The organism is Streptomyces ortus (assembly GCF_026341275.1).
GTDB classification, from domain to species: Bacteria; Actinomycetota; Actinomycetes; order Streptomycetales; family Streptomycetaceae; genus Streptomyces; species Streptomyces ortus.
This window is the reverse complement of record NZ_JAIFZO010000002.1, coordinates 4479584-4504502: the sequence shown is the minus strand read 5'-3', so window position 1 is coordinate 4504502 and position 24919 is coordinate 4479584. Positions and strand designations below refer to the sequence as shown.

Below are 24919 nucleotides of genomic sequence, written 5' to 3'. Positions count from 1 at the left end.
GCAAGAAGTAGGTGCAAGAAAACGGTGACCGCTCACCGCCTCAGCGCTGGACCGGGCGGACCGCCACCGACGTCGGCGACAAGGACTCCTCGACCCAGACCTCGGTGCCCCGGGCCACGGCCTCCGGACTCTTCGCCGCGAGCTTGAGCGGCTGACCCGCGAGATACACCAGCACCTCCCCGTACCCGCCGACCGGGATCGGCGTGACGACGGAACCCGGACTGCCGACGAGGTCAGTGCCGCGCGGGGTGGCGGACGGCTCGTCGCGCATCAGGGCCCTGCTGAACCGCCAGGTCAGTCCGCCCGCCGCGGCTCCGGCCCCGATGCCCACGGCGGTGGCGGGCCCGGCTCCGAGTCCGGTGGTGCCGAGCACGAGGGCGCCGCCGAAGCCGAGCATGGACACGAAGCCGGCGATGACCGGCAGCGAGAGCAGGCCGTCGAAGAGCCCGTCCAGGACTCCTGCCCCGCCGAACAGCCCCTCCAGTACGCCGTCGAAGACCAGCGTCACGAGCAGCAGCACGACACCCGCGATGCCGAGACCGAGAAACAGGGTCATGCGGCCACCTCCCCCCAACTGTGCCGATCACCTCGTCGGACCCGCATCCTGTCAGATGCATGCGCTATACACATTGCCGGATCCCGGCAGTCTTTACGCTTTCTTGGTGCCGCTTTGGCACAGGAGCCCCGTGGTTCCCACAGTCACGACACCGCCCGGCATCAAGAACGCGCGAAGACTGCCGGGATCCGGCAATGCGGAGTTCTCGCCCCCGGGTGCACGATGGTCCGGCAGAAACGGGGGAGCCCACGGGGGACGGGCAGGGACCCCGGTATCGAACACCGTCGGTGGACGGCCGGTACCGGGGCCCCGCCTCTGCCGTTTTCCGGCAGCGAGCCCCACCCTCACCGCACCACACCCCCGCCCCGTGCGCTAGAAAGGCGTGACCAGCTCATCGAGGGAAAACGGCTCATCGGGAGAAGCGGGGCGCGCATGGCGGGGCGGGACGTACCCGAGGAGTACCTGGACGGGTACGCGCGTATCGTCGCAGACGCCTCCGCGACGGGCCGCCGGCTGACCCGTGACGAACTCGACTCCCGGCGGGCGCTGGGCGAACGGGCCGCCGAGGCCGGGTTCGGACTGCGGGCCCTGGTCGGCGCGCATCTCGCCGCCGCCCGCGTGCACTGGCCCGCCACCGCGGGGGAGAGCGCCCTCGCCGCCGTCGAGCAGGCCGTCGACGCCTTCGCCGAGGGCTACGAACGGGCACAGCTCCTCGCCGTACGGCAGGAGGAGGCCGCGCGCCGGGAGTTCATCGACGACCTGCTGCACGGCCGCAGCGACCTCGGGCTGCTCGCGGAGCGTGCCGAACGCTTCGGGCTGCGCCTCTCGCACGCGCACGCGGTCGCCGTGGCGCGGGGCAGTGCGGGTCGCGACGGGTACGACGGTTACGACGAGGGGGACACCGTGCCTCGCGAGGTGGAGAGCGCGCTGATCGCCAGGTTCGGCGACCGCAGCATCCTCGTGACCACCAAGGACGGCCGCCTGGTGTGCATCGCCCCGGGTGACCAGGACGACGTACTCGCCTTCTTCGCCAAGCAGGCGTACGCGGCCACCGACGGCGGGCAGGTCGCCATCGGCCGCTCCCGGCCCGGGCCCGGCGGGGTCGTCCAGTCCTACGAGGAGGCGCTGAACGCCCTCGACCTGGCGGAGCGGCTGGAGTTCGACACGCCCGTGCTGCGCTCCGCCGACCTGCTCGTCTACCCCGTCCTGACCCGGGACCGGCAGGCCATGGCCGATCTGGTGGTCAGCGCGCTCGGACCGCTGCGGACGGCCCGCGGCGGCGCCGAACCGCTCCTCGACACGCTCACCGCGTACTTCGACTCGGGCTGTGTCGCCGCGGAGGCCGCCCGGCGCCTGGCGCTGAGCGTCCGCGCGCTCACCTACCGGCTGGAACGCATCCACAAGCTGACCGGGGCGAACCCGGCGGACCCGGTGCACCGGTACACGCTGCAGACCGCGGTCATCGGGGCGCGGCTGCTGGACTGGCCGGAGAAGGACTTCTGAGGGCCGCCGAGGAGCACCCTCCTCGGCCGGCGCTCATTCCTCGCCGTCGTCCGTGTCGTCCTCGTCGTCGGCGCCGTCCGGCAGCTCTTCCCCGCCCCTGCCCGGCTTGCGCGGCTTCTCCGCGTCCCCGGCGGCGGGGTCCGGCCCGCCCTCCGGGATCTCCTTCGTGACGGAGGGGGAGGCGGTGGGCGCCGGATCGACGTCCGGCGCGGTACCGGCCTCCTGGCCCTGTTCCCCGCCCCGCTCCCTTCCCCGGTTCTGGTCCTGGCCCTGGTCCACCGTTCCGGCCACGGGCGCCCCGGTGGCCGACCTGCCGGACGAGTTCTCGGTCGCACCGGCTGAGGGCGGCGCGTCCTTCGATCCGCCCTCGGGCGTGGTGTCGTCCGGCGAGAACATCGACATGCCCGCGAGCACGGCCAGTACGAAGATCACGGCACCGGCGAGGATGCCGAACACCCGGGGTCTGCGGCGGACGGCGGTCCCGACACCGCCGCGTCCGCCACCACCGCCGGAAGGCCGTGCGCGACGCGAGGGCCCGGACCGGGCGGAGTGCGAGGCGTGCGAGGAGGGTGCCGGGGCGGGCAGTGGCCCGGAGCGGGCGGCGTGGGCGGAGCGTCCGCCGTGGGCGGAGCGTCCGTTGGGCTGCGCGGCGGTCGCCGGGAGCCGGTACGTCGTCGGGGCCCCGCTGTCGGCCCCGCCGGGCTGCTGCCGCGGGGGCGCGGTCGCGTACGACACCTGCGTACGCGGCTGCTGTGCGGCCACCGGGAGGGGCTCGGCCCGTCCCTGCCAGGCGCCCGTGCCGAACCAGTCCGCGACCTCCTGGGCCGTGGGGCGGTCCTCGGGCTGCTTGGCGAGGAGGCCGAGGAGGTAGTTCTCGAAGGCGGGCGGCAGCTGGCTCCCGCGCTCGCGGGGCGGCACCGGCGCCATGTCGATGTGCTGGTGCAGGGTGATCGTGGCGCTCTCGCCCTGGAACGGCGGTCTGCCGGTGAGCAGTTGATAGAGCACGCAGCCCAGCGAGTACACGTCGGAGGCGGCGGACGCCGGACGGCCCAGGGCGCGTTCGGGGGCCAGATAGAGGCTGGTGCCGACGATCTGGCCGGCCGTGGTGAGCGCGGACGACGGGTCGTCGACGAAACGGGCGATGCCGAAGTCGCCGATCTTCACGGTGCCCTGGGCGTCCACGAGGAGGTTGCCGGGCTTGATGTCCCGGTGCACGATCCCCTCCCGGTGGGCGGCGGCGAGGCCCGCGGCGGCCTGGGCGGCGATGGTGGCCACCCGGTCCGCCCCGAGGGTGCCGGACGCGGTCAGCTCCTGGGCGAGACTGCGGCCTTCGACGAGCTCCATGACCAGGTAGAAGCGGTCGTCCCAGGCGCCGAAGTCGAAGACGGCGACGACGTAGGGGTGGCTGAGCCGGGCCGCCGTCTGGGCCTCCAGGCGGAAGCGGGCGGACGCGGCGCTGTCCGCCTCGTCCCCCAGCAGCAGCTTGACGGCCACGGCGCGGCCGAGCACCTCGTCGGTGGCCTGCCACACCTCGCCCATCCCGCCTCGGCCGATGGACGCCTGCAACCGATACCGCTCCGCGACGAGCACCAGCGAATCATCCTCAACAGCAGAAGGCCAACACGACGACCGCGAACGGCACTTCAGCGGTGCGGAAGCGCGCGGATGGGGGGACTCGCAGTCCCCTTAGCCTACCGATCCCCCGACCCCCGGAACGCCCCGCGGGCCACGGGGGCGTCCGCGCCGTTCCCCGCGCCCCTGAGGGAGTGGGTGTGCGCGGGATGTCGGGTGCGGGTTGCCCGTGGTGGACCGCGCAGTTCCCCGCGCCCCTGAAATGCGGGGCTGCGCCCCTGCCTTTCATCTCTCCGCGCGGACCATCACGCAGTCGAATTCCACGACCCGGCCCGTCGCGGGGTCGCGGGTCACGGGGTACATCCCGGTGACCCCGAATCCCGCCGCCTCGTACGCGGCGACAGCCTCCCCCATCGCGGGGCTGCCCTCGTACAGGCGCAGCGCCGCCACCTCGGACTGCATCCCGACGAACTCCGAGATCCGCTCGCCCGCCCCGGCGAACACCTCCATGTCGAAGCCCTGCGTGTCCATCTTCAGATACGGCCGGGGGTTCTCGACCCCTTCCAGCGCCTTCTGCATGACGTCGTCCAGACGCCGGATCTCGATCTCCTCCGTACGCCCCTTGGCGAACCGCCGGTAGCGCTCCTTGCCGTACTCGCTCGGCGGCAGCAGGGAGTTCATGGACTTCCAGTCCACGTGGATGGACCGCGTCGCCTCCTCGCGGCCGAGCGCGAAGTTGTACACATGCCAGTCCGGGTCGTTCTCGGCGGACTTCCGCAGCTTCTCGAACGTCGCGGAGACCGGCTCGAACGACACGATCCGCCCCGTGTAACCGAAGCGCCGCAGACCCTTCCCGTACTGCCCGCTGTTGGCCCCGACGTCGAAGACGCAGTTCACCCGGTTCAGTTCCAGCAGCGCGGCCACATGCTGCGTACACAGATAGTGTGCGGCGGCGAGCTGGAACTCCCGCTCCCCGTCCGCCGGCACCGCCTTGTCCAGCAGCAGACGCGCGCCCGTGTCACCGAGCGGCACACTCTTCACGTTCCGCTGCCCCGACCCGCGGGCCACCACCCAGGTGTCCGTCCCGGCGTCCGTGACCGCGTACCGGCTCCTGCCGCGCGTCACCAGATCCGCGCCGCTCCCCACCGGCACGACGGTCCGCTCGCCCCGGCGGAACAACAGCGAGGTACCGGGACCGAGATCGACCACCTTCACGCCTATCCGGGGAAGGATTCCGAGCAGTCTTCTGTAAAGGGTCGGCATCGGGTCAGCCTCGCAGAAGTCGCCACCGATTCACCGGTACTTCACGGAACACATGCTCAACGGCGGCCGGTCGCGTGCCGGTCGAGTTCGTAGGCCGCTCTGATGAGGGGCACGTGCGTGAACGCCTGCGGGAAATTGCCCAGTTGGCGCCCGGCGACCGGGTCGTACTCCTCCGCCAGCAGGCCGACGTCGTTGCGCAGGAGCAGCAGCCGCTCGAACAGGGTCCTGGCCTCGTCCTCGCGGCCGGTCAGCCGCAGGGCGTCCGCGAGCCAGAAGGAGCAGGCCAGGAAGGCGCCCTCGCCGCCGGCCAGCCCGTCGGGGCCCGCGGCTCCGCCGGCGTTCGTCGAGTAGCGGCGGACCAGGCCGTCGTCGCTCGACAGTTCGCGTTCGACGGCGGCGACCGTGCCGGTCACCCTCGGGTCGTCCGGCGGCAGGAACCCGGTGCGCGGGATGAGCAGCAGCGCCGCGTCGAGGGCGCGCGAACCGTAGGACTGGGTGAACGTGCCGCGCGCCGCGTCGAAGCCCCTCTCGCAGACCTCCCGGTGGATACGGCCCCGGATCTCACGCCAGTGGGCGACGGGCCCCGGACGCCCGTGCTCCTCGGCGAGGCGGACCGCACGGTCGAAGGCGACCCAGCACATCACCTTGGAGTGGACGTGGTGGCGGGGTTCGCCCCGCATCTCCCACAGGCCCTGGTCGGGCCGGGACCACACCTTCTCCAGATGGTCGAGCACGGTCCGCTGGAGCGCGACGAGATGCCGCTGGGGCCGCAGCCCCGAACTCAGCGTCAGGGCCAGGGTGTCCATCAACTCCCCCGGCACGTCCAGTTGTTGCTGCGTGGCGGCGCCGTTGCCGATCCGCACCGGCCGCGACCCCTCGTACCCGGGCAGCCAGTCGGCCGTCCACTCGGTGAGCCTGCGCTCGCCGCCGATGCCGTACATGATCTGGATGTCCTGCGGGCGGCCGGCGACCGCCCGTTCCAGCCAGCCGCGCCAGGCGTCCGCCTCGGCGGTGAAGCCGCTGCGCAGCAGCGCCTCCAGGGTCATCCCGGCGTCGCGCAGCCAGCAGTAGCGGTAGTCCCAGTTGCGTACCCCTCCGGGCTGTTCGGGCAGGGAGGTGGTGGGTGCGGCGACGATGCCGCCGGTCGGCTCGTAGGTGAGGGCCTTGAGGGTGATGAGGGAGCGTACGACCGCTTCGCGGTAGGTGCCGCCGTAGGTGAGGGGCCGCAGCCAGTCGCGCCAGTACTCCTCGGTGCGGCGCAGCGCCTCGAAGGGGTCCACGGGGTCGGGGGCGGGCAGGTGGGAGGGCCCCCAGGTCAGCACGGAGGGGATCCGCTCGCCCGCGGTGACGGTGAAGTCGGCGGTGTGGGCGCGGCCGTGCGCGGTGAGCGGGACGGGGGTGGACAGGCGCACCGACTCGGGTCCGGCGACCCCGGTGAGCTGCCCGCGCTCACGGTGCATCCAGGGCACCACGCTCCCGTACTCGAACCGCAGCCGCAGGTCCATGCGCAGGTCGACCGTGCCGGACACACCCTCGACGATCCGTACGACGCAGGGGGCGCCGTCGCGGCGCGGCATGAAGTCGACGACGGTGGCCCGGCCGGTGTCCGTCTCCCACGCGGTCTCCAGGACGAGGGAGTCCCCGCGGTAGCGGCGGGTGGAGGCGGTGGGCGGGCCGGAGCCGTCGTACGCGGCCACGGGGGCGATCCGCCAGCGGCCGTTGTTCTCGTCGCCCAGCAGCGCGGCGAAGCAGGCGGGCGAGTCGAAACGGGGCAGGCACAGCCAGTCGAGGCTGCCGTCGCGGCCGATGAGGGCGGCGGTCAGCAGGTCTCCGACGAGGGCGTAGTCCTCGATCCGTCCCGGCATGGGGCCAGTGTGGCCGTGGGCGGGGGCGGGGGCATCTCGAAGGGGTCCACCGGCTCACCCGGTCGGCCCGGTGCGCTGGTGGGAGGTGCCGCGCGATGGTGCCGTGGAAGGAGATCCGGCCCTTCCCCTGTAGTCGGGAGCCGTAGGAGGCATCCGTGCTGAACCGTCCGCCCCGCCGTCGGTGCCGTCACCGGCGTACCGTCCCCGTCTCCGTCCCCGCCCTGGTACCGGCCCTCGTCCCGGTCCTGGCGGTGGCCGCGCTGCTCACGACGGCCGGATGCTCGGGCGGTGGCGGCGGGGCCGGTGCCGGTGCCGCGGACGACGCGGCGGCCTCCGCCTCCGCCGTGGCCGCGCGGGCCCCCTCGCCCTCCCCGTCGGTCACCGTCGCGCACACGCTCACCGACGCGCAGGCGAAGGCGGCGCTGGTCACCCCCGCCGACCTCGGCGACGGCTGGACGGGTACCGAAGGCGCGGCGACCTGGCGGGACGCCCTCCTCAAAGGGAAGGCGGACGTCACCGACTGCCAGCGGCTGCTCGACGGCCTGTACGCCGAGAACCTGCTGGGCGAGCCCGCGGGGTCCCGCGCGGTGGCCGGTTACGACGACACCGGCGCCGGGACGCAGCTGCGGTACCAGGTCGGGGCGTACGACCGGGCGGCGCTGGACTCCTCGCTGGCCTGGCTGAAGACGGTGCCGGAGACGTGCGGGCAGTTCACGGCCACGGATGTCAGGGGCGGGCAGTTCACCGTCCGGGCCGTCGCCGCGCCGCTGCCCGGCCTGGGCGAGGCGGCCGAGGGGCTGCGGGTGACCGTGAGCGGCGAAGGCGGCGGCTGGCCCGCCGTCCTCACCCTGGACTTCGCCGCGGTGCGGGTCGGCGACAGCGCGCTGTCCCTCACCGACGGCGGACTCGACGAGGTGGACGCCGAGGACGTCCGGCGGGCCGCCGAGGCCGGTACGCGGCGTCTGGAGGAGGTCCTGGCCGGGCGGACGCCGACGGCGGCGGCGCGCTCGGCGCCGGCCGCCGCGTCGGAGTCGGCTTCGCAGCCGGCGTCGCGGCCGGCTTCCGAACCGGCGGGGGATTCGCCTTCCGCCTCGGATGCGGCGTCCGTTCCCCCGCCGGATGCGGACGAGCAGGATCCCGATGGCACTGGCGCTGGCACTGGCGATGCCGATGCCGATGCCGATTTCGATGAGCTGAACTGATGCGGGGCGCGGGTACGGCCGTCAGGGCCGGTCGGTGAGGTAGCGCTCGACCGGGCCCAGGGTGAGCAACCCGCTGCCCGCGCCCGCGAGTTCGGCGGCGGCGGGGCGCAGGCGGTCGCGGGCGCGTTCCAGGGCGTCGTGGTCGCCGAGGCGGCGGGCGGCCTCGGCCTCCAGCGCGAGGCAGGCCTCGTACAGGAGGTCGTGCGGGGGCTCCGGGAGGGCGCGCAGGGCGGTACGGGCCTCGGTACGGCGGCCCACCGCGAGCAGCGTGAACGGTTCGGCCCAGGGGCGGTAGGGACCGTAGTCGGGTCGGGGGTCCTGGTCCGGATTCGGGTCCGGGTCCTGGTCCGGGTCCGGGTCCGGGTCCGTCGGGAGGTCGTGGGTCAGGCGGAGGCAGAGGAGGGCGAGGGGGAGGAGGCCGTGTTCCAGGCCGGGCATTCCGGCGCCCTCCAGGCGGGTGGCGGCGGCGCGGTAGGCCGTCTCCGCCTCGGCCGGCCGGCCGGTCGCGCTGAGCCGCAGGGCTCCGTACCACTCGGTGAAGACGCCCACGAGGGGCAGTTCGTGGCGTTCGGCGAGGTGGTCCGCGGCCTTCGCGTGGCGGTCCGCGCCGGCGAGGTCGCCGAGTGCCGCGCGCGCCTGGAGACGGATGAGGTGGCCGAGGACCTCGTAGGTCACCAGACCGTGGCGGGCGGCCAGTTCGACGAGTTCGGCGCCGATCGCGTCGCGTCGCGGGGCGAGGCCGGCGCGGGTGAAGGACTGCATGAACGTGCCGTTCAGGGCGAAGGCCAGCAGGGTGGGGTCGTCGAGCCGGCGGGCGAGTGCTTCCGCCTCGCGGGCGGCGTCGGGGCCGCGCCCGCCGTGCGCGTCGGCCGCTCCGCGAGTTTCCAGGGCGATGGTGGCCAGGAGGCGGCAGCGGGCCGGGTCGTGCGCGCGGGTGCCTGCGGGCAGGGCTCGGAGGGTGCGTTCCGCGGCGGCCACGATGTGGGCCGCGGCCGTGGGGTCGTCCACGCGGGTCCAGATCGCCGGGACGTCGTACGCGCCGATCACCCGGGCGGTCAGCTCAGGGTCGGCGAACTCCTCCGCCGCGGTGATGGCCGCGATGCGGTGGCGGCGGGCCTCCGCCAGGCCGGCGCCGCCGGTGACCGCGAGGTTGCGGAGGAGGCCGATGGTGGAGTGGAGGCGGGTACGGGCGCCTTCGGCGACGGTGCGGTGGTAGGACTCGGCTGCGCGGGTCCACAGCTGGGCGGTGGCGTCGGGTACGGGCGGGTCGTCGCCGGCGACGCCGTTCCCCGGGCCCCCCGCAAACAAAGGACTGCGCCGTTCCCCGCGCCCCTGGGTGGGTGGGGTGGCGGCCTCGCCGGACGGTGCGGGCCGTGAAGGGTGAGTGCGCCGTTCCCCGCGCCCCTGGGTGAGTGGGGCAGGGGCCTCGCCGGACGGTGCGGGCCGTGAAGGGTGAGTGCGCCGTTCCCCGCGCCCCTGGGTGGGTGGGGTGGCGGCCTCGCCGGACGGTGCGGGCCGTGGAGGGTGAGTGCGCCGTTCCCCGCGCCCCTGGGTGGGTGGGGTGGCGGCCTCGCCGGACGGTGCGGGCCGTGGAGGGTGAGTGCGCCGTTCCCCGCGCCCCTCAGTGAGTGGGGCGGCGGCCTCGTTGTTCTGGGTGGGGGGTAGGTCCAGGGTTGGGGACTGGGTGAGGATGTCTGACTGCAGGCGGCGTAGGTGGGGGCCCGGGTCCACTCCCAGTTGGGTGGTCAGGACCGTGCGGGCCCGGCGCAGGACGGCCAGGGCGTCTCCCTGGCGGTGCTGGCGGTAGAGGGCCAGGGCCAGCAGGCACCAGGCGTCCTCCCGCCAGGGGTGGTCCGTGAGGTGGGCGTCCAGGTCGGGGACCGCGTCGGCGGGGCGGCCGAGGGCGAGCAGGGTCTCGGCCCGGCGTTCCACGGCCTGCAGGCGCAGCTCGGCGAGGCGGGCCCGTTCGGCGCGGGACCAGTCCTCCCCCTCCCCGGCGAACTCGGCGTACGCCGGACCCCGCCACCAGCCCAGCGCCTCCTCCAAGGTCGAGAGCGCCGCCGGGGCGGGCAGACCGGCCACCGTGCCGAGCGCCGTCTCGAAGCGCCACGCGTCCACCGTGTCCGGCGCGGCACGCAGCGCGTAACCGGGGCCTTCGGTGACCAGCAGCCGGGCCGGGGTGCGGGGCGGGCGGTCCGGTTCCAGGGCGCGCCGCAGGGCCGCCACGAAGGTCTGGACGGCCCCCACGGCTCCGGCGGGCGGCTCCGTCCACAGGTCCTCGACCAGCCGGGACACGGGTACGACGCGGCGGCGGGCCACGATCAGCCGGGCCAGCACGGCCCGGTGCCGCGGCCCCTTCAGGGCGAGCTCCCGCCCGTGCTCGTCCCACGCGACCGTCGGCCCGAGCACCCCGAACACCACCCGCACGCCCCGCTGCTCCACACCGACCTCTCCCACACCGCGTCCTCCCAGCTCACGCTACCTGCGCCGGACACGCCACACCCACCTGCTGACCGCCCGCTGATTCACACCCCACACGCTGAGACCCGAGCCCAGCCAGTCCCGCCCCCAGGGGCGCGGGGAACGGCGCAGTCCTTCGTCTTTCGCCTTCAGGGGCGCGGGGAACGGCGCAGTCCTTCGCCCGTAAAGGGGCGACACCCACCCGAGGAACCCCATGCCACCCACGATCACCGGCTTCACCCACCACCGCATCCCCGGCGCCACCACAGCGGAGCTGAACGTCGCCGTCGGAGGCGACACCGCCACCGGCACCCCCGTCGTCCTCCTCCACGGCTTCCCCCAGACCCACCTCATGTGGCGCCACGTCGCCCCGAAGCTCGCCATCGAGCACCCCGTCATCTGCCCCGACCTCCGCGGCTACGGCGCCAGCGACAAGCCCGCCGACCCCGACGGCACCGCGTACTCCAAGCGCACGATGGCCGCGGACGTCGTCGCGGTCGCCAAGGCGCTCGGGCACGACCGCTTCGCGCTGGTCGGCCACGACCGCGGCGCCCTCGTCGCGATCCGCGCCGGCCTCGACCACCCGGAGACGGTCACCCACCTCGCCTCGCTGGACGTCCTGCCGACGCTCGACATGTGGGAGGTGATGCACGGAACGTCCGCCGCCGTCGGCTTCCACCTCTACCTCATGGCCCAACCGCCCGGCCTGCCCGAGCAGTTGATCGGCGCGAGCCCCGACGCGTTCTTCGGCCACTTCCTGGACGCCTGGACGCGCGACCCGGCCGCCGTACCGACGGACGTCCGCGCCGCCTACCTCGCGGCGTCCCGCGCGGCCGTCCCCTCCATCGTCGCGGACTACCGCGCGTCCGCGGGCATCGACGTCACCCACGACCGCGCCGACCGCGAGGCGGGCAACCGGCTGCGGATGCCGGTGAGCGTGCTCCAGCAGGACTGGGGCGCCGCCCTCGGCTTCGACGCCGCCGCGCTGTGGTCCGCGTGGGCCGACGACCTGCGGCACAGCACTGTCCAGTGCGGCCACTTCATGGCGGAGGAGGCCCCGGACCTCGTCGTCGAGGCGATACGGGACCTGCTGCGCCGTTGACGCGGGGGGCTGCCAGCCGGCGGCGGCTCGGTTAGCTTGCGTCGTGGGGACCCGCCCCGCCCAGCCGGCCGATGCAGAGCCAGATGGACCGCGGCGGAGGCCGGTGGACCGGGACAGAGGCCAATGCCCTGCGGAGAGGCCGATGGCCCCGTGGAGAGGAGAGGGCCGGTGGACAAGCGCACGCCCCGACTCGGCGAGGTCCAGGAGACCCTGCTCATCCCCCTCTACGCCCGCGCGGTCGAGACCCGTAAGGCGCACGGACTGCTCAGCGATCCACAGGCTGTGGAGATGGTCGACTCCCTCGACTACGACTTCTCCCGCTTCGACGGCGCGCGCAGCCTGCTCGGGGTGAACCTGCGCACCCTGCTCTTCGACCAGTGGGTACGGGAGTTCCTGGAACGGCACCCGTCCGGCACGGTCGTCGAGATCGGCACGGGACTCGACACGCGGTTCGAACGGCTCGACAACGGCACGGTCCACTGGTTCGACCTCGACCTGCCCGATGTGATCGCCCTGCGCCGGGGCTTCTTCAAGGACACGGACCGGCGGCACATGGTCTCCGCCTCGGTCACCGATCCGCAGTGGATGGAGCAGGTGCGCGACAGCAGCCCCGGACCGTACTTCCTGGTCGCCGAGGCGGTGCTGGTCTATCTGGAGGCGGAGCTGGTCCGTACGGTGTTCCAGCAGGTCGGCGAGGAGCTGCCCGGGGCCCGCTTCGCCCTGGAGACCGCCGCGTCCCGCGTGGTCGACGCCCAGGACGGCCATGACGTCCGGGCCGAGGTGACCGCCCGGATGCGCTGGGGGTGCGACAACCCGGGCGCGCTCGAACAGTGGGAGCCGGGTCTCAGCCTCACGGACTCCCGCACGCTTGCCCAGCTGCCGGGCCCGGTCACGCACCGGCTGCCCCTGCGCTACCGCCTCCTGCTTCCGGTGGTGGCGACGCTCAGGCGCCGGGACATCGGGGCGTACCGCTGCAACCTGTTCAGGTTCGCCGGTCAGTGACCGCGTAACCGGCCGTGCGGTGCGCGTAGTCGGAGGTTGCTGGGGGTGGTCCTCCAGGTGAAGCGTGCGCGAGGATGGGGTCATGACCGCGGCCCCTCGCGCCATTGCTCTTCTGGAGACCTGGCCGAACCTGGTAAGTGGCCCGCCCCGGTGCGCCGTTGGGCATGCCTTCGCTTCGGCGGGACACGAGATCGTCCACTTCCACTCCGACGACTCCGCCGACCTCTACCTCACCCCCACGGCCGTCGAGCGCCTGCTTCCCCCACTCCTGCACGCCAGCGCGATCCGGGTGCGCCCCGGCGCCTCCTGGATCACCGTGCTCCTCGACTGCGACGCCGACGTCCAGCTCCTGCTGGGGCTGGTGAGTGTCGCGCTGAAGGAGCAGGGCGCGGTCCCGCCGCGGCGTCCGACCCCGCCCTGCGACTGGGAGCGTCCGGCGGTGGTCCCCGGACCGCGCCCGGGAGCGGCCCGCCGCGTGGTGGACCGCCTCATGCCCCACCACTGACCCAAGCCCTGCCAATGACGCACGCCCCACCACTGACGGCCGGCCACCCCCGGCCACACCCGCTCCTCCCGAGAGTAGGGAGGCACGCCAGGAGGAGGGGGTGGTCATCGGGAGGCAGTCGTGCGGACCTCCGTGGAACTGCTCCCACCCTCACGCCATGTCACCGCTCCTGCAACTAACACGCAGTAAAGCTCACCCCAGGACTTGGCCCGCAATGCTTCAGGGCCTCGTGTCCGTGCCGTCGGCCGTCGTCGCCGACTCCTTCGCGCGCGCCTCGTCCGCCAGTTCCTTCGCGCGCGCCGCGTCCGCCAAATCCTCCGCCCGCGCCGCGTCGCTCGGATCCGACGTCGCCAAGCTGCTCGGATCCGACGTCGCCGTCTCCCTCGCCGTGGGCGGCGTCCGCGGACCGCTGGCCGACGGCTCGGGCGCCGGGGTCGGGCGAGAGGTGGCCGACCCCACCACCTCCACCACCGCTCCCGGCTTCAGGGTCTTGTACAGCCACATCGCGTCCACGGTGCGCAAACCGATCGCGCCCCCGGTGGCGTCGTAGGTGCCGGGCGCCTTCTCGTCCCAGCCGAGGGCGAGAAGATAGTTCGTACGGTCGTCCGGGCCGCGCAGCCGCATCACCCAGGCCGCCTTGACCTCGTACTCGTGCCAGCCCGCCACCGCGCCCGGCACCATCGTCGCCGGGTACTTGGCGGTGATGGTCATCAGCCCCGTCGGCGTGGGCGCATCGCCCGTTCCGGCGGAGATGGGCACGGTGCGTCCCCCGGCGATCAGTGTCCGCCGGTCGAGGTCCACCGTGGCGGCGACGACGACCGGCGAGGGCTGGGCGTTCGTGGGGGGCGTCTTCACGCCGTAACTGGCCGCGGGCGGAACCGACCGGGCATCTTCGCCATCAGTGAGCACCAGGGCCAGGAGAAGGGCGGCCAGCGCTCCCGCTCCGGCGGTGCCGACGGCGGCCAGCGAGGCCTTGCGGCGCCGGCGGCGGCGTACCGCACGGCGGCGGATCTCCGCCCCCGTGACGACCAGGGGAGTCTCGTGGTCCTGAGCCAACTCGCGCAGTGCGACGCTCAGTTCGGAGCGGTTCGCACCTTCGCCGGGGTCCTCGTCCGCGAACCGGTGGCCGGGCGTGAGCTCATCGGACACGGTCGTCCTCCCTCTCACCCAGTTCGTCGGCCTCACCGAGCCGACGCGCCAACGCCGCCCGGCCACGGGACAGCCGGGCCTTGACCGTCCCTGTGGGCGCACCGGTTTCGGAGGCTACCTGCTCGACACTCAAGTCGCACAGATGGTGCAGAACGACAGCCATGCGCTGTGCCTCGGGCAGTTCCCGCAACGCGGCCACGAGCGCGGCCCGTTCCGGACCCGGCCCCGGGGTGTGCTCCTGCGGCGGATTGCGGCGTACGAGTTCCAGCCAACGCCGGGCCCGCCGCCACCGGCTCACCGCGAGCCGCATCGCGACCGTGCGTATCCAGGCCTCGGGCGCCCCGTCGGCGAGGAACTCCCGCCGCCGGTCCCAGGCCCGGACGAACGCCTCCTGGACGACGTCCTGCGCCTCACCGTGGTCACCGGTGAAGGCGTAGAGCTGCCCGGTCAGCCGGGGGAACGCGGCCGCGTAGAACCCGTCGAACTCGTCCTCGGTCATACCCCCCGCCACACCCCCTGCCGCTGTTCTCGGAAGTCCCGTGCAACCCGGCTGCCTCTGTCGTGCGTACAGGTCACGTACGTCACGTACGCAACACAGGTCGCGTAGGTCGCGTACATCGAAGCACAAGCGCCCCGCAGGGCCGATCCGAAGGGAGTGGCGCGCATCGTCGCGCTCGACCGACCATGGACGACGACTTCACCGCCCGCGCCGGGGAGTACTGGCCCCGGCTCACGCGCACGGCCCGCCTGCTCACGGGGAACGCCGCCGACGCGGACAGACGCGCGAGAGCGGCGGTGGCGGAGGTCTACGCGCGGCGCCGAATCCCGGGCGACGACGCGGAGTTCTACGTACGGCGGGCGCTGGTACGGGGCTTTCTGCGCGACGGGCGCTCCTGGGGCGCCGGGCGCCCGGTGCACTCCGGAGGAGCCAGACACTCGCGGCACTCCGGGCGGTCCGCGCGGTCCGGGGACACGCCGGAGCCGTACGCGCCCGATCCGCTCGACCCGCTCACCGAGGTGCTGGCGGGGCTTCCGCACCGGCGGCGGGCCGTGGCCGTGCTGCGGCACTGGGACGGGCTGACCCACCGCGAGATCGCCGCGCTCCTCAACTCCTCGCGAGGGACGGTGAAGACGGCGGGCCGCCGGGCGGAGAAAGCGCTGCGCACCCACCCCGCGTACCGCGAAGGCGCGCACGATGTGGGCCCGTCCGAGGGCCCGTCCGAGGGCCCGCCCCTCCCCGGGCCCGCCATCGAGGCGGCCGGCCGCACGCTCCGCAAGCGGCGCCGGCGCACCACCGCGGTGCTCACCGCGGTGGGCGCCCTGCTCCTCGTACCCCTGGTCGTGGGGGCGGTACGCGGCACGGGTTCCGGGTCCGGTGGGGTCACGGTCTCCGTGGAGAGGGCGGCGGTCCGGGTCGTGACACCCGGAGAACGCGTCGAGGCCGCGCCCGGTGTGCAGTTCTGGCTCTCGAAGGACGGCACGCACGTGTCGGCACCGGGGCAGCCGAACCAGTTCCGCGACGCCGGGGAGGACAAGAGGGGGGTGACCCTCTGGGTGGACTCCACGACCGGGAACGGCAAACGGGTCTTCCTCTCCGGCGTCCACCGGGGCCCCCGCGAGGCGTCCCGTGTCGAAGTCCGCACCGCCGGGGGCACGTTCACCGCCCGGCTGCTCACCCTGGCGGGCTCCCCCGGCTGGTCCGCCTGGTACGTGGACGCCCAGCTCCCCGGCGGCGGCACGTCGTCGTCGGACATCACGGTGAAGGCGTACGACTCCGCCGGCACCCTCCTCGCACGGACGGACTCCCCCTCATGAACGCCCGCGTGAAGACCGGCGTGAAGACCGGCGTGAAAAGCCGCGTGCAGAGCCGCGTGAACGCCCGTGGCCTGCTCGGCCGCTGCGGTGCCCGCCTGCGCGGCATCGGCACGTTCCTGCGGCGGATACGGGTCCGCCGGCGCCGTACCCGCGCCCGCCGGCTGCGCCGCGTGCTGGCCGCCCTGCTGACGCTGTTCCTCCTGGTGTGCGCCGCGGTCGTGGTCGCCTACCGGATGACGCCCGTCCCCGAGCCGCACCCGGAGACCGTCAGCCAGAGCACGGTCTTCGTGGACGCCGGGGGCGAGTACCTCGGCAGGCGCGGACCGGTCGACCGCCAGGACATCCCCCTCAAGCAGGTCCCGCGGCACGTCCAGGACGCCGTGATCGCCGCGGAGAACCGCTCGTTCCGTACGGACTCGGGGGTCGCCCCCTCCGCGATCCTGCGGGCCGCGCTCGCGACCGTGACGGGCGGCGACCGCCAGGGCGGCTCCACGATCACGCAGCAGTACGTGAAGAACGCCCTGCTGACCCCCGAGCAGTCCCTCCAGCGCAAGGCGCACGAGGCCCTCATCGCGGTGAAGCTGGACCGCACGAGGGCCAAGGACGACATCCTGGCGGGCTACCTCAACACCGTGTACTTCGGCCGCGGCGCCGCCGGTATCGAGTCGGCCGCACGCAACTACTTCGGCGTCGGCGCCCACGACCTGACGGTCTCCCAGGGCGCCGCCCTCGCCTCCATCCTCAACCTGCCCTCGTACTACGAGCGGGCGGGCGCCGACGCGAAGGTGACGGGGACGCTGGAGCGGCGCTGGGAGTGGGTGCTCGACGCGATGGCGGACTCGGGCGCGATCAGCGCCCGCGAGCGGACGGACGCCCGCTTCCCCGCCTTCCGCTTCTACCCGCCGGGCGGCACGAACGGCCAGCGGCAGTACCTGATCGACACGGCGTCCGCGGAGGCCGCCGACCGGCTCGGCATCACGGAGGACCAGCTGGCGCGCGGCGGCTACAAGGTGCACACCACCTTCGACCTCGGCCTCCAGGACGAGACGGCGGAGCTGGTGCGCGAGCAGAGTCCCGCGGCCGTGAAGGGTGGAGCCCGGCTGCACACGGCCGTCGTCGCGACCGTTCCCGGCGACGGCGCGGTCCGGGTGCTGTACGGCGGGGCGGACTACGCGCACCAGCCGTTCAACGACGCCGTCGACGGGGCGGTCGAGGCGGGCACGGTCCTCGAACCGTTCTCCCACCGGGGCCTGCGGTTGGGCGACCCGCTGGGCGGACTCGTCAAGGAGACGGCTCCCACCCCGCTGCGCCTGAACTCGGCGTACGCCACGCTGGCCGCCGACGGCACCTACGCGGCCCCGTACACCGTCGCGAAGATCACCAAAGCGGGGCGTACGGTCCACACCGCGCGTCCGAAGACGCGTACCGCGATGGACGGGAAGGCGGCGGCGGTGGTCACCGAGCTGGTGAACGAGTCGGCCGCGAAGGACGGTGCCTACGCGCCCGGCCCCGGCCCCGCCATCAAGGACGGGACCTCCTTCCTGCCGGCCAGGCCCGTGCCCACCGGACCGGTCGGCCACTCGGCCGGCGCGGGCAGCGGTCCGGGCGCCCGGACGGCCTGGCGGAGCGTGTACTCACCCCGCCTCGCCCTGACCCTGGCCCTGTTCGCCGAACGCGACGGAAAACCCGCCCGGGTAGCAAACCTGACGGGCGACCTCCCCCCGGACACCCACGCAACCCAGACGGCCAACCAAATATGGAACATGGCCAACACCCCCGCAGGCCAACCACCCCAGGCCCCGGAACCCACGGCAGCGCCGGTTCCTTAGGAGGGGGTCGACGGCTCCCGCAGGGGGGGTGGGCGTGGGGGACTCAGCGCCGGGCCGCGGCCGGGCTTCGGTCCAGACGTGTGACGACGTGGTCATGGAATCGGTCCACGGCCTCGTCGACACTGCGGATGAACCCGGACTCGGCGTTGCCCCGGCTGCTGCCCATGCTCCGGAAGAGCGACAGCCGGAAGCCGGCGATCTCGGCGTCGTTCCTGGGAAGAAGGTCACCGGGCTCCGGACGCAGTCGCTCCAGAGTTCCGCGGGGTCCGCCCGTCTGGCCCACCAGCAAGGTCTCGACGTGCACGTCGGCCGGGGCGTCGGCAAGCTGACGGATCAGCCGCTTCGCCCAGGTGAGCGGGTAGCCCTGCTCCGGGGCGGCGATCTCGATGGACGTACGAAGCTTGCCGGTCCGCAGGTCCGCCGAGAGCGCGAGGATGCCCGGCGTGCCCTCGATACGGAGCTCGGAGTCCAGTCTGCCCGCCAGACAGAGCTGGTCGGCGAGGACCTCGCGACGGACCCGGGGATCGGTTCCGCGCTTCGCCCGCTGCACGGGGAGTACCCTCTGCCCCAGCTCACCGCCCAGCCGCAGGCACACCTGCCGCACAAGGCGCTCCCAGTTCTCGACCACCTCCACAGCCCGCTTGTCACCCTGGCAGAGGGTCTCGTCGTCGATGCCGTTGCGCACGGGCACCCAGGCAGGACCCATGTTCTGGAATCCATGGCATCCGGAGTTGTCGTGCTGGAGGTAGTGCAGGAGCTCCTGGAGCAGCCAGGCGTGCGCCGCGTTGCCGACGCCTTCGTGACGGATCAGCATCTGGGCCTGGTGGGTGACGTCGGCCCACGACAGGTGCCGCAGCGCCACCTTGTGCTTGCGGCGGCCGTCCGTCTTCACATCGACCAGCGGGCTGCCGTCCAGCTCCACGTCGTTGGAGAGGGTGATCACGGCCTCGTAGCCCCGGCGGGCGGCTATGTCCGTGTAGGCCTGTACCTGGTCGGGTTTCAGGGAGTTGCCATTGGTCTTGGTCTCGACCAACGCGGTCCACAGCTTCCCCGCCCGCTCCACCCGGATCACACCGTCCGGCCGACGCGGGGAGTCGCCGTTCGGCAGCGAGACCTCGGTGAAGGTCTCCATGCGTCCGGCGGGCGCGCCGAACACCGCGGTGAGGCGCCGGCCGAACTCCGGTACCTGCGCCATCACGGACAGCAGCACGGACGTCGCGCGGGTCTCCCTGTCCCGGTCGCTCTTGAGAGCGGAGACCGGGAAGAGCCGGGCCGGCCGCCAGGAGTCGTTCTCGGCAAGGGACTTCCTGGTCGCCTTGGGCAAGGTGACCTTCTTCTTGGCCGTACGGGGCCGGGGCACCGCCTTGGCCACGGGCTCGGCCGATCCCTTGGCCTCCGTCTCCCCCACGCCCTGCTCAACGAGGGGAACGGGAGCGGGAGCGGGGGCAGAAGCAGGCGCTGGGACAGAGGCAGACGCCGGGGCAGGAGCGGGTGGCGGAACAGAGGCAGGGGCAGGGGCAGGGGCAGCGATCGACGCCGCCTCCGCCGGGGGCACCGCCCCCGCCTCCTCCGCCGCCTCGGCTTCCTCCACCTCGCCCGCGTCGTCGTCGACATCGACGCCGAAGTCCTGCGCCAGGCCCGCGAGTCCGGACTCGTATCCCTGTCCGATGGCGCGGAACTTCCAGTCGCCGGCCCGGCGGTAGAGCTCGCCGAAGAGCAGCGCGCCGACCGCCCCGGCGTCCTCGATGGAGAACCGCAGCAGCCCTTCACCGGAACCGTCGGCCAGGGTCACCCGTACGTCGTCCAGGTCCCCGAACCTGGCTCCGTTGTAACGGCTCGCCGCCACGATGATCTGCTCGACGTCCGCCGGGATCGCGGCCAGATCGAAGGTGATGCGGTCCTCGCTGCCGTCCGCGGTGGGTGTCTTGCCCAACAGCTGCACGGAACCGTCGGCCGCCACGGGGTTGTTGTAGAAGTAGAAGTCCGCGTCGCTGCGGACCTTGCCGTCCGGTGTCAGGAGGAGGACGGACACGTCCGCGTCGCCTTCGCCCGTAGGACTGCTCCAGCCCAGGCTCACCATCACGGAGCCCACGTCTTCGCTCAACGCCGTCAGTTCGACATTGGCGCCCTTGACCATCTCGTGCACGAGGCCCCCCAGATGCACCGCCGACCAGGAGCTGCCTGGTGGCTCATTGTCGCGATGTGTGACGCGCCCCCCACTCTGTGCGCATCAGGAGGGCACTGTAACGCCGGAATCAGGGATATCGACCCCGATCGGACGACTTGCATCACGCATGCGGCAGGTCGGCGGCGCGGCTCGACGGTTCATCGCCTGTCGTACGGGTCCGAGGGGGTCCCCGGTCGGCGGCTTCGGGCTGGGGGCCGGGGCGGGATGTTCGGGCAGGAGCTAGGGCGTTTCTGATGGATCTCGGTGGGTGAAGGAGCGGCGTCCGGTGCGTGCTCTCGTCGTGCCGGGCACAGGCCCGCGTACTGGACGTACTTGGGTCTGTGCCCGGTGCGGCGAGTGGGGGTCCCCCCGGCCGGAGGCTGGGGGAGCGTGCCGGGCGTCGCGACGCCGCGGAGATCCGTCAGAAGCGCCCTAGTGGGGGACTGCGTTCGCGGCGCTGATGAGTGCGGCGAAGGCGATCACGGCCGCGCCGAACGCCGCGATGAAACGAGCCGGAAGGTAGCGCGTGGCAATGCGTCGGAACACGGCGACAACCTCGCAACGTCAACGTAGGCCAGCGTATTAAATGTGCTTCATCGTGCGCTTAATGCGCCGCTTAACCTAGGGCGTGTTCGCCTCCGGGGCAAGGGCCGCATTGAGCCGATCGGCGGCCTGCCCGCAAGACTTAACTTGACCGTTTCAACAGGAAGTTGGATAGGGGACAGGTGTAAGTCCGCTTACTGGCATGCTTACGCCATGGCCGAGCGCGACGACCCGGGAATCATCGGGCGCAGAGTGCAGCAACTGCGTACGGAACGCGGGCTGACACAGAAACAACTGGCGGAACCCGCCTACACCCCCGCGTACGTCTCCACGCTGGAGGCAGGACGCGTACGGCCCTCGGAGGAGGCGCTGCGGCACATCGCCGAACGGCTCGGGGTCGCCTACGAGGAACTCGCCACCGGGCGCCCCGCCCACCTCGCCACCGACCTGCGGCTGAGGCTCACGGACGCCCAGCGCACGCTCGCGACCGGCGAGGCGGGGATCGCCGCCGAGCAGTACACCGCGCTGCTCGCGGAGGCGCAGGCCCACGGCCTGGACGCCGAGTGCGCCGCCGCCCTGCTCGGCCTCGGCGAGTGCGCCATGGACACCGGCGACCTGGCGACGGCCCGGCTGCGTTTCGAGGAGTCGGAGAAACGGCTCGCGGACGAACCGCTGCCCGTCCGCGTCCCGGCCCTGCGCGGCCGTGCGGTCTCGCACTACCTCGCGGGCGAACTCCGGTACGCCTGCTACCTGCTGGAATCCGCCATCGACGAGCTGAACAAGGGCGGGCTGCACGACCCGGACGCCCTGCTGCTGCTCTACGCGGCGGTGATCGCGCCGTACATGGACATGGGGGCGCACGCACGGGCTGCGCAGGCGGCGGAGTTCGCGCTCGCACTGGCCCCGCAGGTCGGCGATCCCGCGCTGCTGGCGCGTATGCACCGGTCCGTCGCCCGCACGATGATCGCCGAGGGACGGATGGCCGAGGCCGACATCTCCCTGGGCAAGGCGGCGGAGCTGTACCGGCAGCTCCAGATCCGTACCGAACTGGCCAACTGCCACTGGATGCGCGGGTACTTGTACGCGCAGAACGGCGACCTGGAGCGCGCCGAGAGCGAGTTGCGCGAGGCGCAGGCCATGCACTCCGCCCAGCGCGCCGCGCTCTACACCAGCCAGGTCGCGGTGGAACTGGCGGACGTGCTCCACCGGCGCGGCAAGTCGGAGGAGGCCGCGAGCCTCCTGCACGGCGTGCTGGGCGACCTCAGCTCGGAGCGCGGGGCCGTCCACTCCGCGGGCGCGCACCGGCTGCTCGGCATCATCGCGGAGGACAGCCGGGACACCGAGACGGCCGAGGAGCACTACGTGCGCGCGCTCAGCCTGCTGGAGCGGGCGGGCGCGGCCGGTGACCTGGCCGACCTGTGCCGCCTACTCGGCGACCTGCTGCGGCGTACGGGCCGGATCGACGCGGCGCTGGACGCGTACCGGACGGGGCTCGGGCACCGGACGGCCCCCGGCACGACGACACTGGGCCCGGCGCCGGCCCACCCACCCCTCTGACCGACAGGGCGGCACGGCGGCGGGGCGGCGGGGCGGCACGGCGGCGGGGCGGCATGATGTGATGGAAACCATCCGAAATACCCCTCCTGGCATCGCGCCGGCCGCCTTACCGTGGACGAATGTCATCCGCCGTCCCCCTGACTCCCCTCGTCGAGATCACCCGCACGTACGCGCCGCGCTTCGCGGAGTTCGCGTTCGAGCCGGCGTTCACGGCGGCGGTGGACCAGCACGTGGCGGAGTTGCGTGACCGGCTGACGGCGGCGGGCCCCGGTCTGGTCCCGCTCGCGCCGGACCGCGAGATCCTCACGGACTACGCACTCGGCTTCCTGGACGGGCTCGCGGAGACGGACTGGCGGGAGCCGGTGGGTCACGACTACGCGGTGTGCCGTCTGACGGCGATCACGTGGCTGGTCCACCGCCACGCGCTGATCCCGCCCCAGCGCGACCACTAGGCGTGGGGGCGGGCCGGCACTCGTGCGGGGGTGGGTGCACGGGTGCGGGCCGTGAGGGCTGAGCGCGCAGTTCCCCGCGCCCCTGGAAAGCGGGGCCGCGCCCCTGCCTTTCATCTTTCAGGGGCGCGGGGAACTGCGCGGCCAACCTCGACCGCCCCGCGATTGAGGCACCGGCGCGTCACATGTCCATGGTCGAACCAGAGCCGGCGTCCCGGCCCCCCGCCCGCTCCGTCCGCTCACGCGCCGGCTGCCCGCGCAGGGCGTCCTCGCGGCCCGACTGGTACGCCGACATGCTCCCCTTCGCGTTCGCCGACTCCCGCTCGGCCGTGTCCAGCCACCGCTCCCACCGCTGCCGCATCGGCATGATCATGCCGCCGCCGACACCGACGATCAGGATGCCCGCCACGGCCGCGAGTGCCGCGTACAGGACCGGCTGGGTGACCGCCGTCGCGATGCCCGCCTGGCCGAGCGCCGCGATCACGCCCAGCGCGAGGATGCAGGCCCACAGCATGGTCGCCACCGTCTTCCCGTAGGAGACGGAGGACAGCGCGCTGCCCACGATCGTGCGGACCCCGTTGGCGATGGCCATCGCGATCACCACGAGGACCACGGCGACGATGCCGCGCGGCAGCCAGGCCACGATTCCGTTGATCATCTCGCTGACGGGGTTGGCGCCGAAGACGCCGAGCGCGAGCTGCAGTGTGATCAGCATCAGCGCGTAGTACACGATCTTGCAGACGATCCCCGTCATGTCGTACTTGGAGTCGCTGAGCAGCCGTTCCGTGCCCGCCCGCTCCGACAGGCGCTCGGAGCCCACCTTGCGCAGGACCCGGTCAAGGACGCGGGCGATCATCTTCGAGATGACCCAGCCGATCACCAGGATGACGAGGAACCCGATGAGTTTGGGGACGAATGTCGCGATCTTCGACCAGGCGTCGTCGAGCCCCTGGGTGAAGTTGATGGCGAGCGTGCCTGCCATGCCGCACTTCCTTCGGTGGGTGTCGTCCCCCTCCCTCGTGGATAGCAGTGCCACCCGGCCACGACCGCGCTGAACACCGCCATACGGGTGACACGCGGCCACCGGACCGGGCGCCGCCGTCTCGGGTATCTCGGGTCAGGTCTGTGTCTGGAGGCGGCTGAGGTTGCGCCGGATGTCGTCCAGCGCGCCCTGCCGGCGCCCGGGGACCCGGCCGCGCAGACCGGCCAGCGCGAGCCCCAGCTCACGGGCGCGCGTCGAGTCGCCGATCCGGCCCCACTGGTGGTGCGCCCGGTCGACGGCCGCCTCGACCCCGGCCGCGTCCGGGGGCTGCCCCGCGGTCAGCCGCGCGTCGGCCACCGCCAGCCAGATCCGGCAGCTCAGCTCGGCGTCGCCCGCGAACATGGCCAGGTCCGCGCGTACCTCCATCCAGTGCACGACCTCGTCGGCGCCCGGCCCGTACGTCCGCAGCGCCGTCCGCTCCCACCGCTCGGCCAGATCGGCGGCCTCGGCGTGCCGACCGCTCTGCACGGCGGCGGTGATCTCGGCGTGCGGGTCCACCGGGTCGGGCACGGGAGCCGCCAGGTGAGCCGCCACGGGAGCCGCCACGGGCGTGGGTGCGGGGGCCGGTACCGGGACCGGGGCCGGTGCCACCGCGTAACCGGGGGCCGTGGCGGGCATGTGCATCGCCGTCGGCATCGGCATCGGCATCGGCATGGGCACCGGCGCGCCGGCCTGGTAGCCGGGTTCGACCGCGAGTACGAGGTCCCGGTGGGCGGAGTCCGGGTCCTCGGCGTACGAGCGGGTCAGCGCCTGCTGGTGGAGCTGCGCGAGCGGCGGACGGTGACCGCTGCGCAGGATCGTGGCCAGGGACTTCATGTACGTGGGCACCGCCACCGCGCGTCGCGGGGGAGGCGGGGCCACGCGGCCGTACAGCGCGACCCCTGCACCCCCGGCGAGGGGCTGCGCGGTCAGTTGCTGCCAGGTCTCCGCGTCGGTGTGCAGGTCGACGAGGAGGGTCGTACTGCCCGGGGCGCGCAGGCGGAGTTCCTCACGGATCCAGTGCCACGGGAAGCCGGTGTAGCGGACGGTCGCGGGGGTCGTCCTGGCGAGCGCCAGATGCGGACGCCGCTGCCTGCGGTCCAGTTGGAGCTGCCCGGTGAGGAAGACCGTCAGCGGGCCGGGGGCCGTCGCGGCGGCCCGCAGCCGGGTCAGGACCGCCTGCGGCTGGAGGGGATCCGCGAGTTCGACCACGTTCGCGGTGTCCGTGCCGGAGAGCACCGCGGGGGCCACAGCGGCGAGTACGGGGAGCACGGACGCGGCGTCGACGAGGCAGCCCTTGCCGGCCGGTGACGCCGCGATCAGCAGTACGGTTCCGGGCATCGCCGTGTCCCTCCCCAT

19 protein-coding genes are annotated in these 24919 nt (G+C 73.2%); 9 read left to right on the top strand and 10 right to left on the bottom strand.

The genetic code is table 11. From position 1 onward, the window contains the following. Window positions 1-40: 40 nt before the first annotated feature. Window positions 41-556: an NfeD C-terminal domain-containing protein gene (locus K3769_RS23240; RefSeq protein WP_267028288.1), complete on the bottom strand. Its 516-nt coding sequence runs from the start codon at window positions 554-556 to the stop codon at window positions 41-43. Between the two features lie 432 nt (window positions 557-988). On the opposite strand from K3769_RS23240, the gene K3769_RS23235 reads away from it, so the two are divergent. After that, window positions 989-2059 (top strand): PucR family transcriptional regulator, encoded by a 1071-nt coding sequence (locus tag K3769_RS23235; protein ID WP_267028287.1) that lies wholly within the window; start codon window positions 989-991, stop codon window positions 2057-2059. Window positions 2060-2092: 33 nt separating this feature from the next. On the opposite strand, the gene K3769_RS23230 is transcribed toward K3769_RS23235, so the two are convergent. The 3 genes from K3769_RS23230 to K3769_RS23220 all read right to left on the bottom strand — a co-directional run bounded on the left by K3769_RS23230 (window position 2093) and on the right by K3769_RS23220 (window position 6759). Next, on the bottom strand, window positions 2093-3649 hold the full coding sequence (locus K3769_RS23230; RefSeq protein WP_267028286.1) for a serine/threonine-protein kinase: 1557 nt from the start codon (window positions 3647-3649) through the stop codon (window positions 2093-2095). Window positions 3650-3916: 267 nt separating this feature from the next. Continuing rightward, window positions 3917-4894: an FkbM family methyltransferase gene (locus tag K3769_RS23225; protein WP_267028285.1), complete on the bottom strand. Its 978-nt coding sequence runs from the start codon at window positions 4892-4894 to the stop codon at window positions 3917-3919. Between the two features lie 56 nt (window positions 4895-4950). After that, complete coding sequence (locus tag K3769_RS23220) at window positions 4951-6759, bottom strand: glycoside hydrolase family 15 protein (RefSeq protein ID WP_267028284.1); 1809 nt, start codon at window positions 6757-6759, stop codon at window positions 4951-4953. A gap of 155 nt (window positions 6760-6914) precedes the next feature. Here K3769_RS23220 and K3769_RS23215 point away from each other — a divergent pair, with 155 nt between their 5' ends. Further along, window positions 6915-7961: a hypothetical protein gene (locus tag K3769_RS23215; protein WP_267028283.1), complete on the top strand. Its 1047-nt coding sequence runs from the start codon at window positions 6915-6917 to the stop codon at window positions 7959-7961. Window positions 7962-7982: 21 nt separating this feature from the next. Here K3769_RS23215 and K3769_RS23210 read toward each other — a convergent pair whose 3' ends face one another. Continuing rightward, window positions 7983-10388, bottom strand: coding sequence for an AfsR/SARP family transcriptional regulator (locus K3769_RS23210; protein ID WP_267031506.1), 2406 nt, complete (start codon window positions 10386-10388; stop codon window positions 7983-7985). Between the two features lie 247 nt (window positions 10389-10635). On the opposite strand from K3769_RS23210, the gene K3769_RS23205 reads away from it, so the two are divergent. The 3 genes from K3769_RS23205 (at window position 10636) to K3769_RS23195 (ending at window position 13030) form a co-directional block, all read left to right on the top strand. Then, window positions 10636-11523, top strand: a complete 888-nt coding sequence (locus tag K3769_RS23205; RefSeq protein WP_267028282.1) for an alpha/beta fold hydrolase — start codon at window positions 10636-10638, stop codon at window positions 11521-11523. Window positions 11524-11691: 168 nt separating this feature from the next. Continuing rightward, a complete protein-coding gene (locus K3769_RS23200; RefSeq protein ID WP_267028281.1) occupies window positions 11692-12525 on the top strand; it encodes a class I SAM-dependent methyltransferase in 834 nt (277 codons plus the stop codon). An 82-nt stretch (window positions 12526-12607) separates the two neighbouring features. Then, complete coding sequence (locus K3769_RS23195; RefSeq protein ID WP_267028280.1) at window positions 12608-13030, top strand: luciferase domain-containing protein; 423 nt, start codon at window positions 12608-12610, stop codon at window positions 13028-13030. Window positions 13031-13249: 219 nt separating this feature from the next. Here K3769_RS23195 and K3769_RS23190 read toward each other — a convergent pair whose 3' ends face one another. Continuing rightward, on the bottom strand, window positions 13250-14179 hold the full coding sequence (locus K3769_RS23190) for a L,D-transpeptidase (RefSeq protein WP_267028279.1): 930 nt from the start codon (window positions 14177-14179) through the stop codon (window positions 13250-13252). Beyond that, entirely contained in the window at window positions 14169-14678 is a 510-nt protein-coding gene (locus K3769_RS23185; RefSeq protein ID WP_107017951.1) for a SigE family RNA polymerase sigma factor, read from the bottom strand. The genes K3769_RS23190 and K3769_RS23185 overlap by 11 nt, the downstream gene beginning before the upstream one ends. A gap of 185 nt (window positions 14679-14863) precedes the next feature. Here K3769_RS23185 and K3769_RS23180 point away from each other — a divergent pair, with 185 nt between their 5' ends. Together K3769_RS23180 and K3769_RS23175 are read left to right on the top strand one after the other, a co-directional pair. Next, a complete protein-coding gene (locus tag K3769_RS23180) occupies window positions 14864-15994 on the top strand; it encodes a sigma factor-like helix-turn-helix DNA-binding protein (protein ID WP_267028278.1) in 1131 nt (376 codons plus the stop codon). Next, complete coding sequence (locus tag K3769_RS23175; protein WP_267028277.1) at window positions 15991-17823, top strand: transglycosylase domain-containing protein; 1833 nt, start codon at window positions 15991-15993, stop codon at window positions 17821-17823. Before K3769_RS23180 ends, K3769_RS23175 begins: the two co-directional genes overlap by 4 nt. A 43-nt stretch (window positions 17824-17866) precedes the next feature. Here the strand turns inward: K3769_RS23175 and K3769_RS23170 are convergent, their stop codons facing one another. Then, on the bottom strand, window positions 17867-19960 hold the full coding sequence (locus tag K3769_RS23170; protein ID WP_267031505.1) for a TerD family protein: 2094 nt from the start codon (window positions 19958-19960) through the stop codon (window positions 17867-17869). A gap of 786 nt (window positions 19961-20746) precedes the next feature. On the opposite strand from K3769_RS23170, the gene K3769_RS23165 reads away from it, so the two are divergent. After that, window positions 20747-22090 (top strand): helix-turn-helix domain-containing protein, encoded by a 1344-nt coding sequence (locus tag K3769_RS23165; protein WP_267028276.1) that lies wholly within the window; start codon window positions 20747-20749, stop codon window positions 22088-22090. 119 nt (window positions 22091-22209) lie between these two features. Continuing rightward, on the top strand, window positions 22210-22542 hold the full coding sequence (locus K3769_RS23160; RefSeq protein WP_267028275.1) for a DUF6401 family natural product biosynthesis protein: 333 nt from the start codon (window positions 22210-22212) through the stop codon (window positions 22540-22542). 178 nt (window positions 22543-22720) lie between these two features. Here K3769_RS23160 and K3769_RS23155 read toward each other — a convergent pair whose 3' ends face one another. Both K3769_RS23155 and K3769_RS23150 read right to left on the bottom strand, forming a co-directional pair. After that, window positions 22721-23521, bottom strand: a complete 801-nt coding sequence (locus K3769_RS23155; RefSeq protein WP_267028274.1) for a mechanosensitive ion channel family protein — start codon at window positions 23519-23521, stop codon at window positions 22721-22723. 135 nt (window positions 23522-23656) lie between these two features. Further along, window positions 23657-24901, bottom strand: a complete 1245-nt coding sequence (locus K3769_RS23150; protein ID WP_267028273.1) for a hypothetical protein — start codon at window positions 24899-24901, stop codon at window positions 23657-23659. Window positions 24902-24919 lie beyond the last annotated feature (18 nt).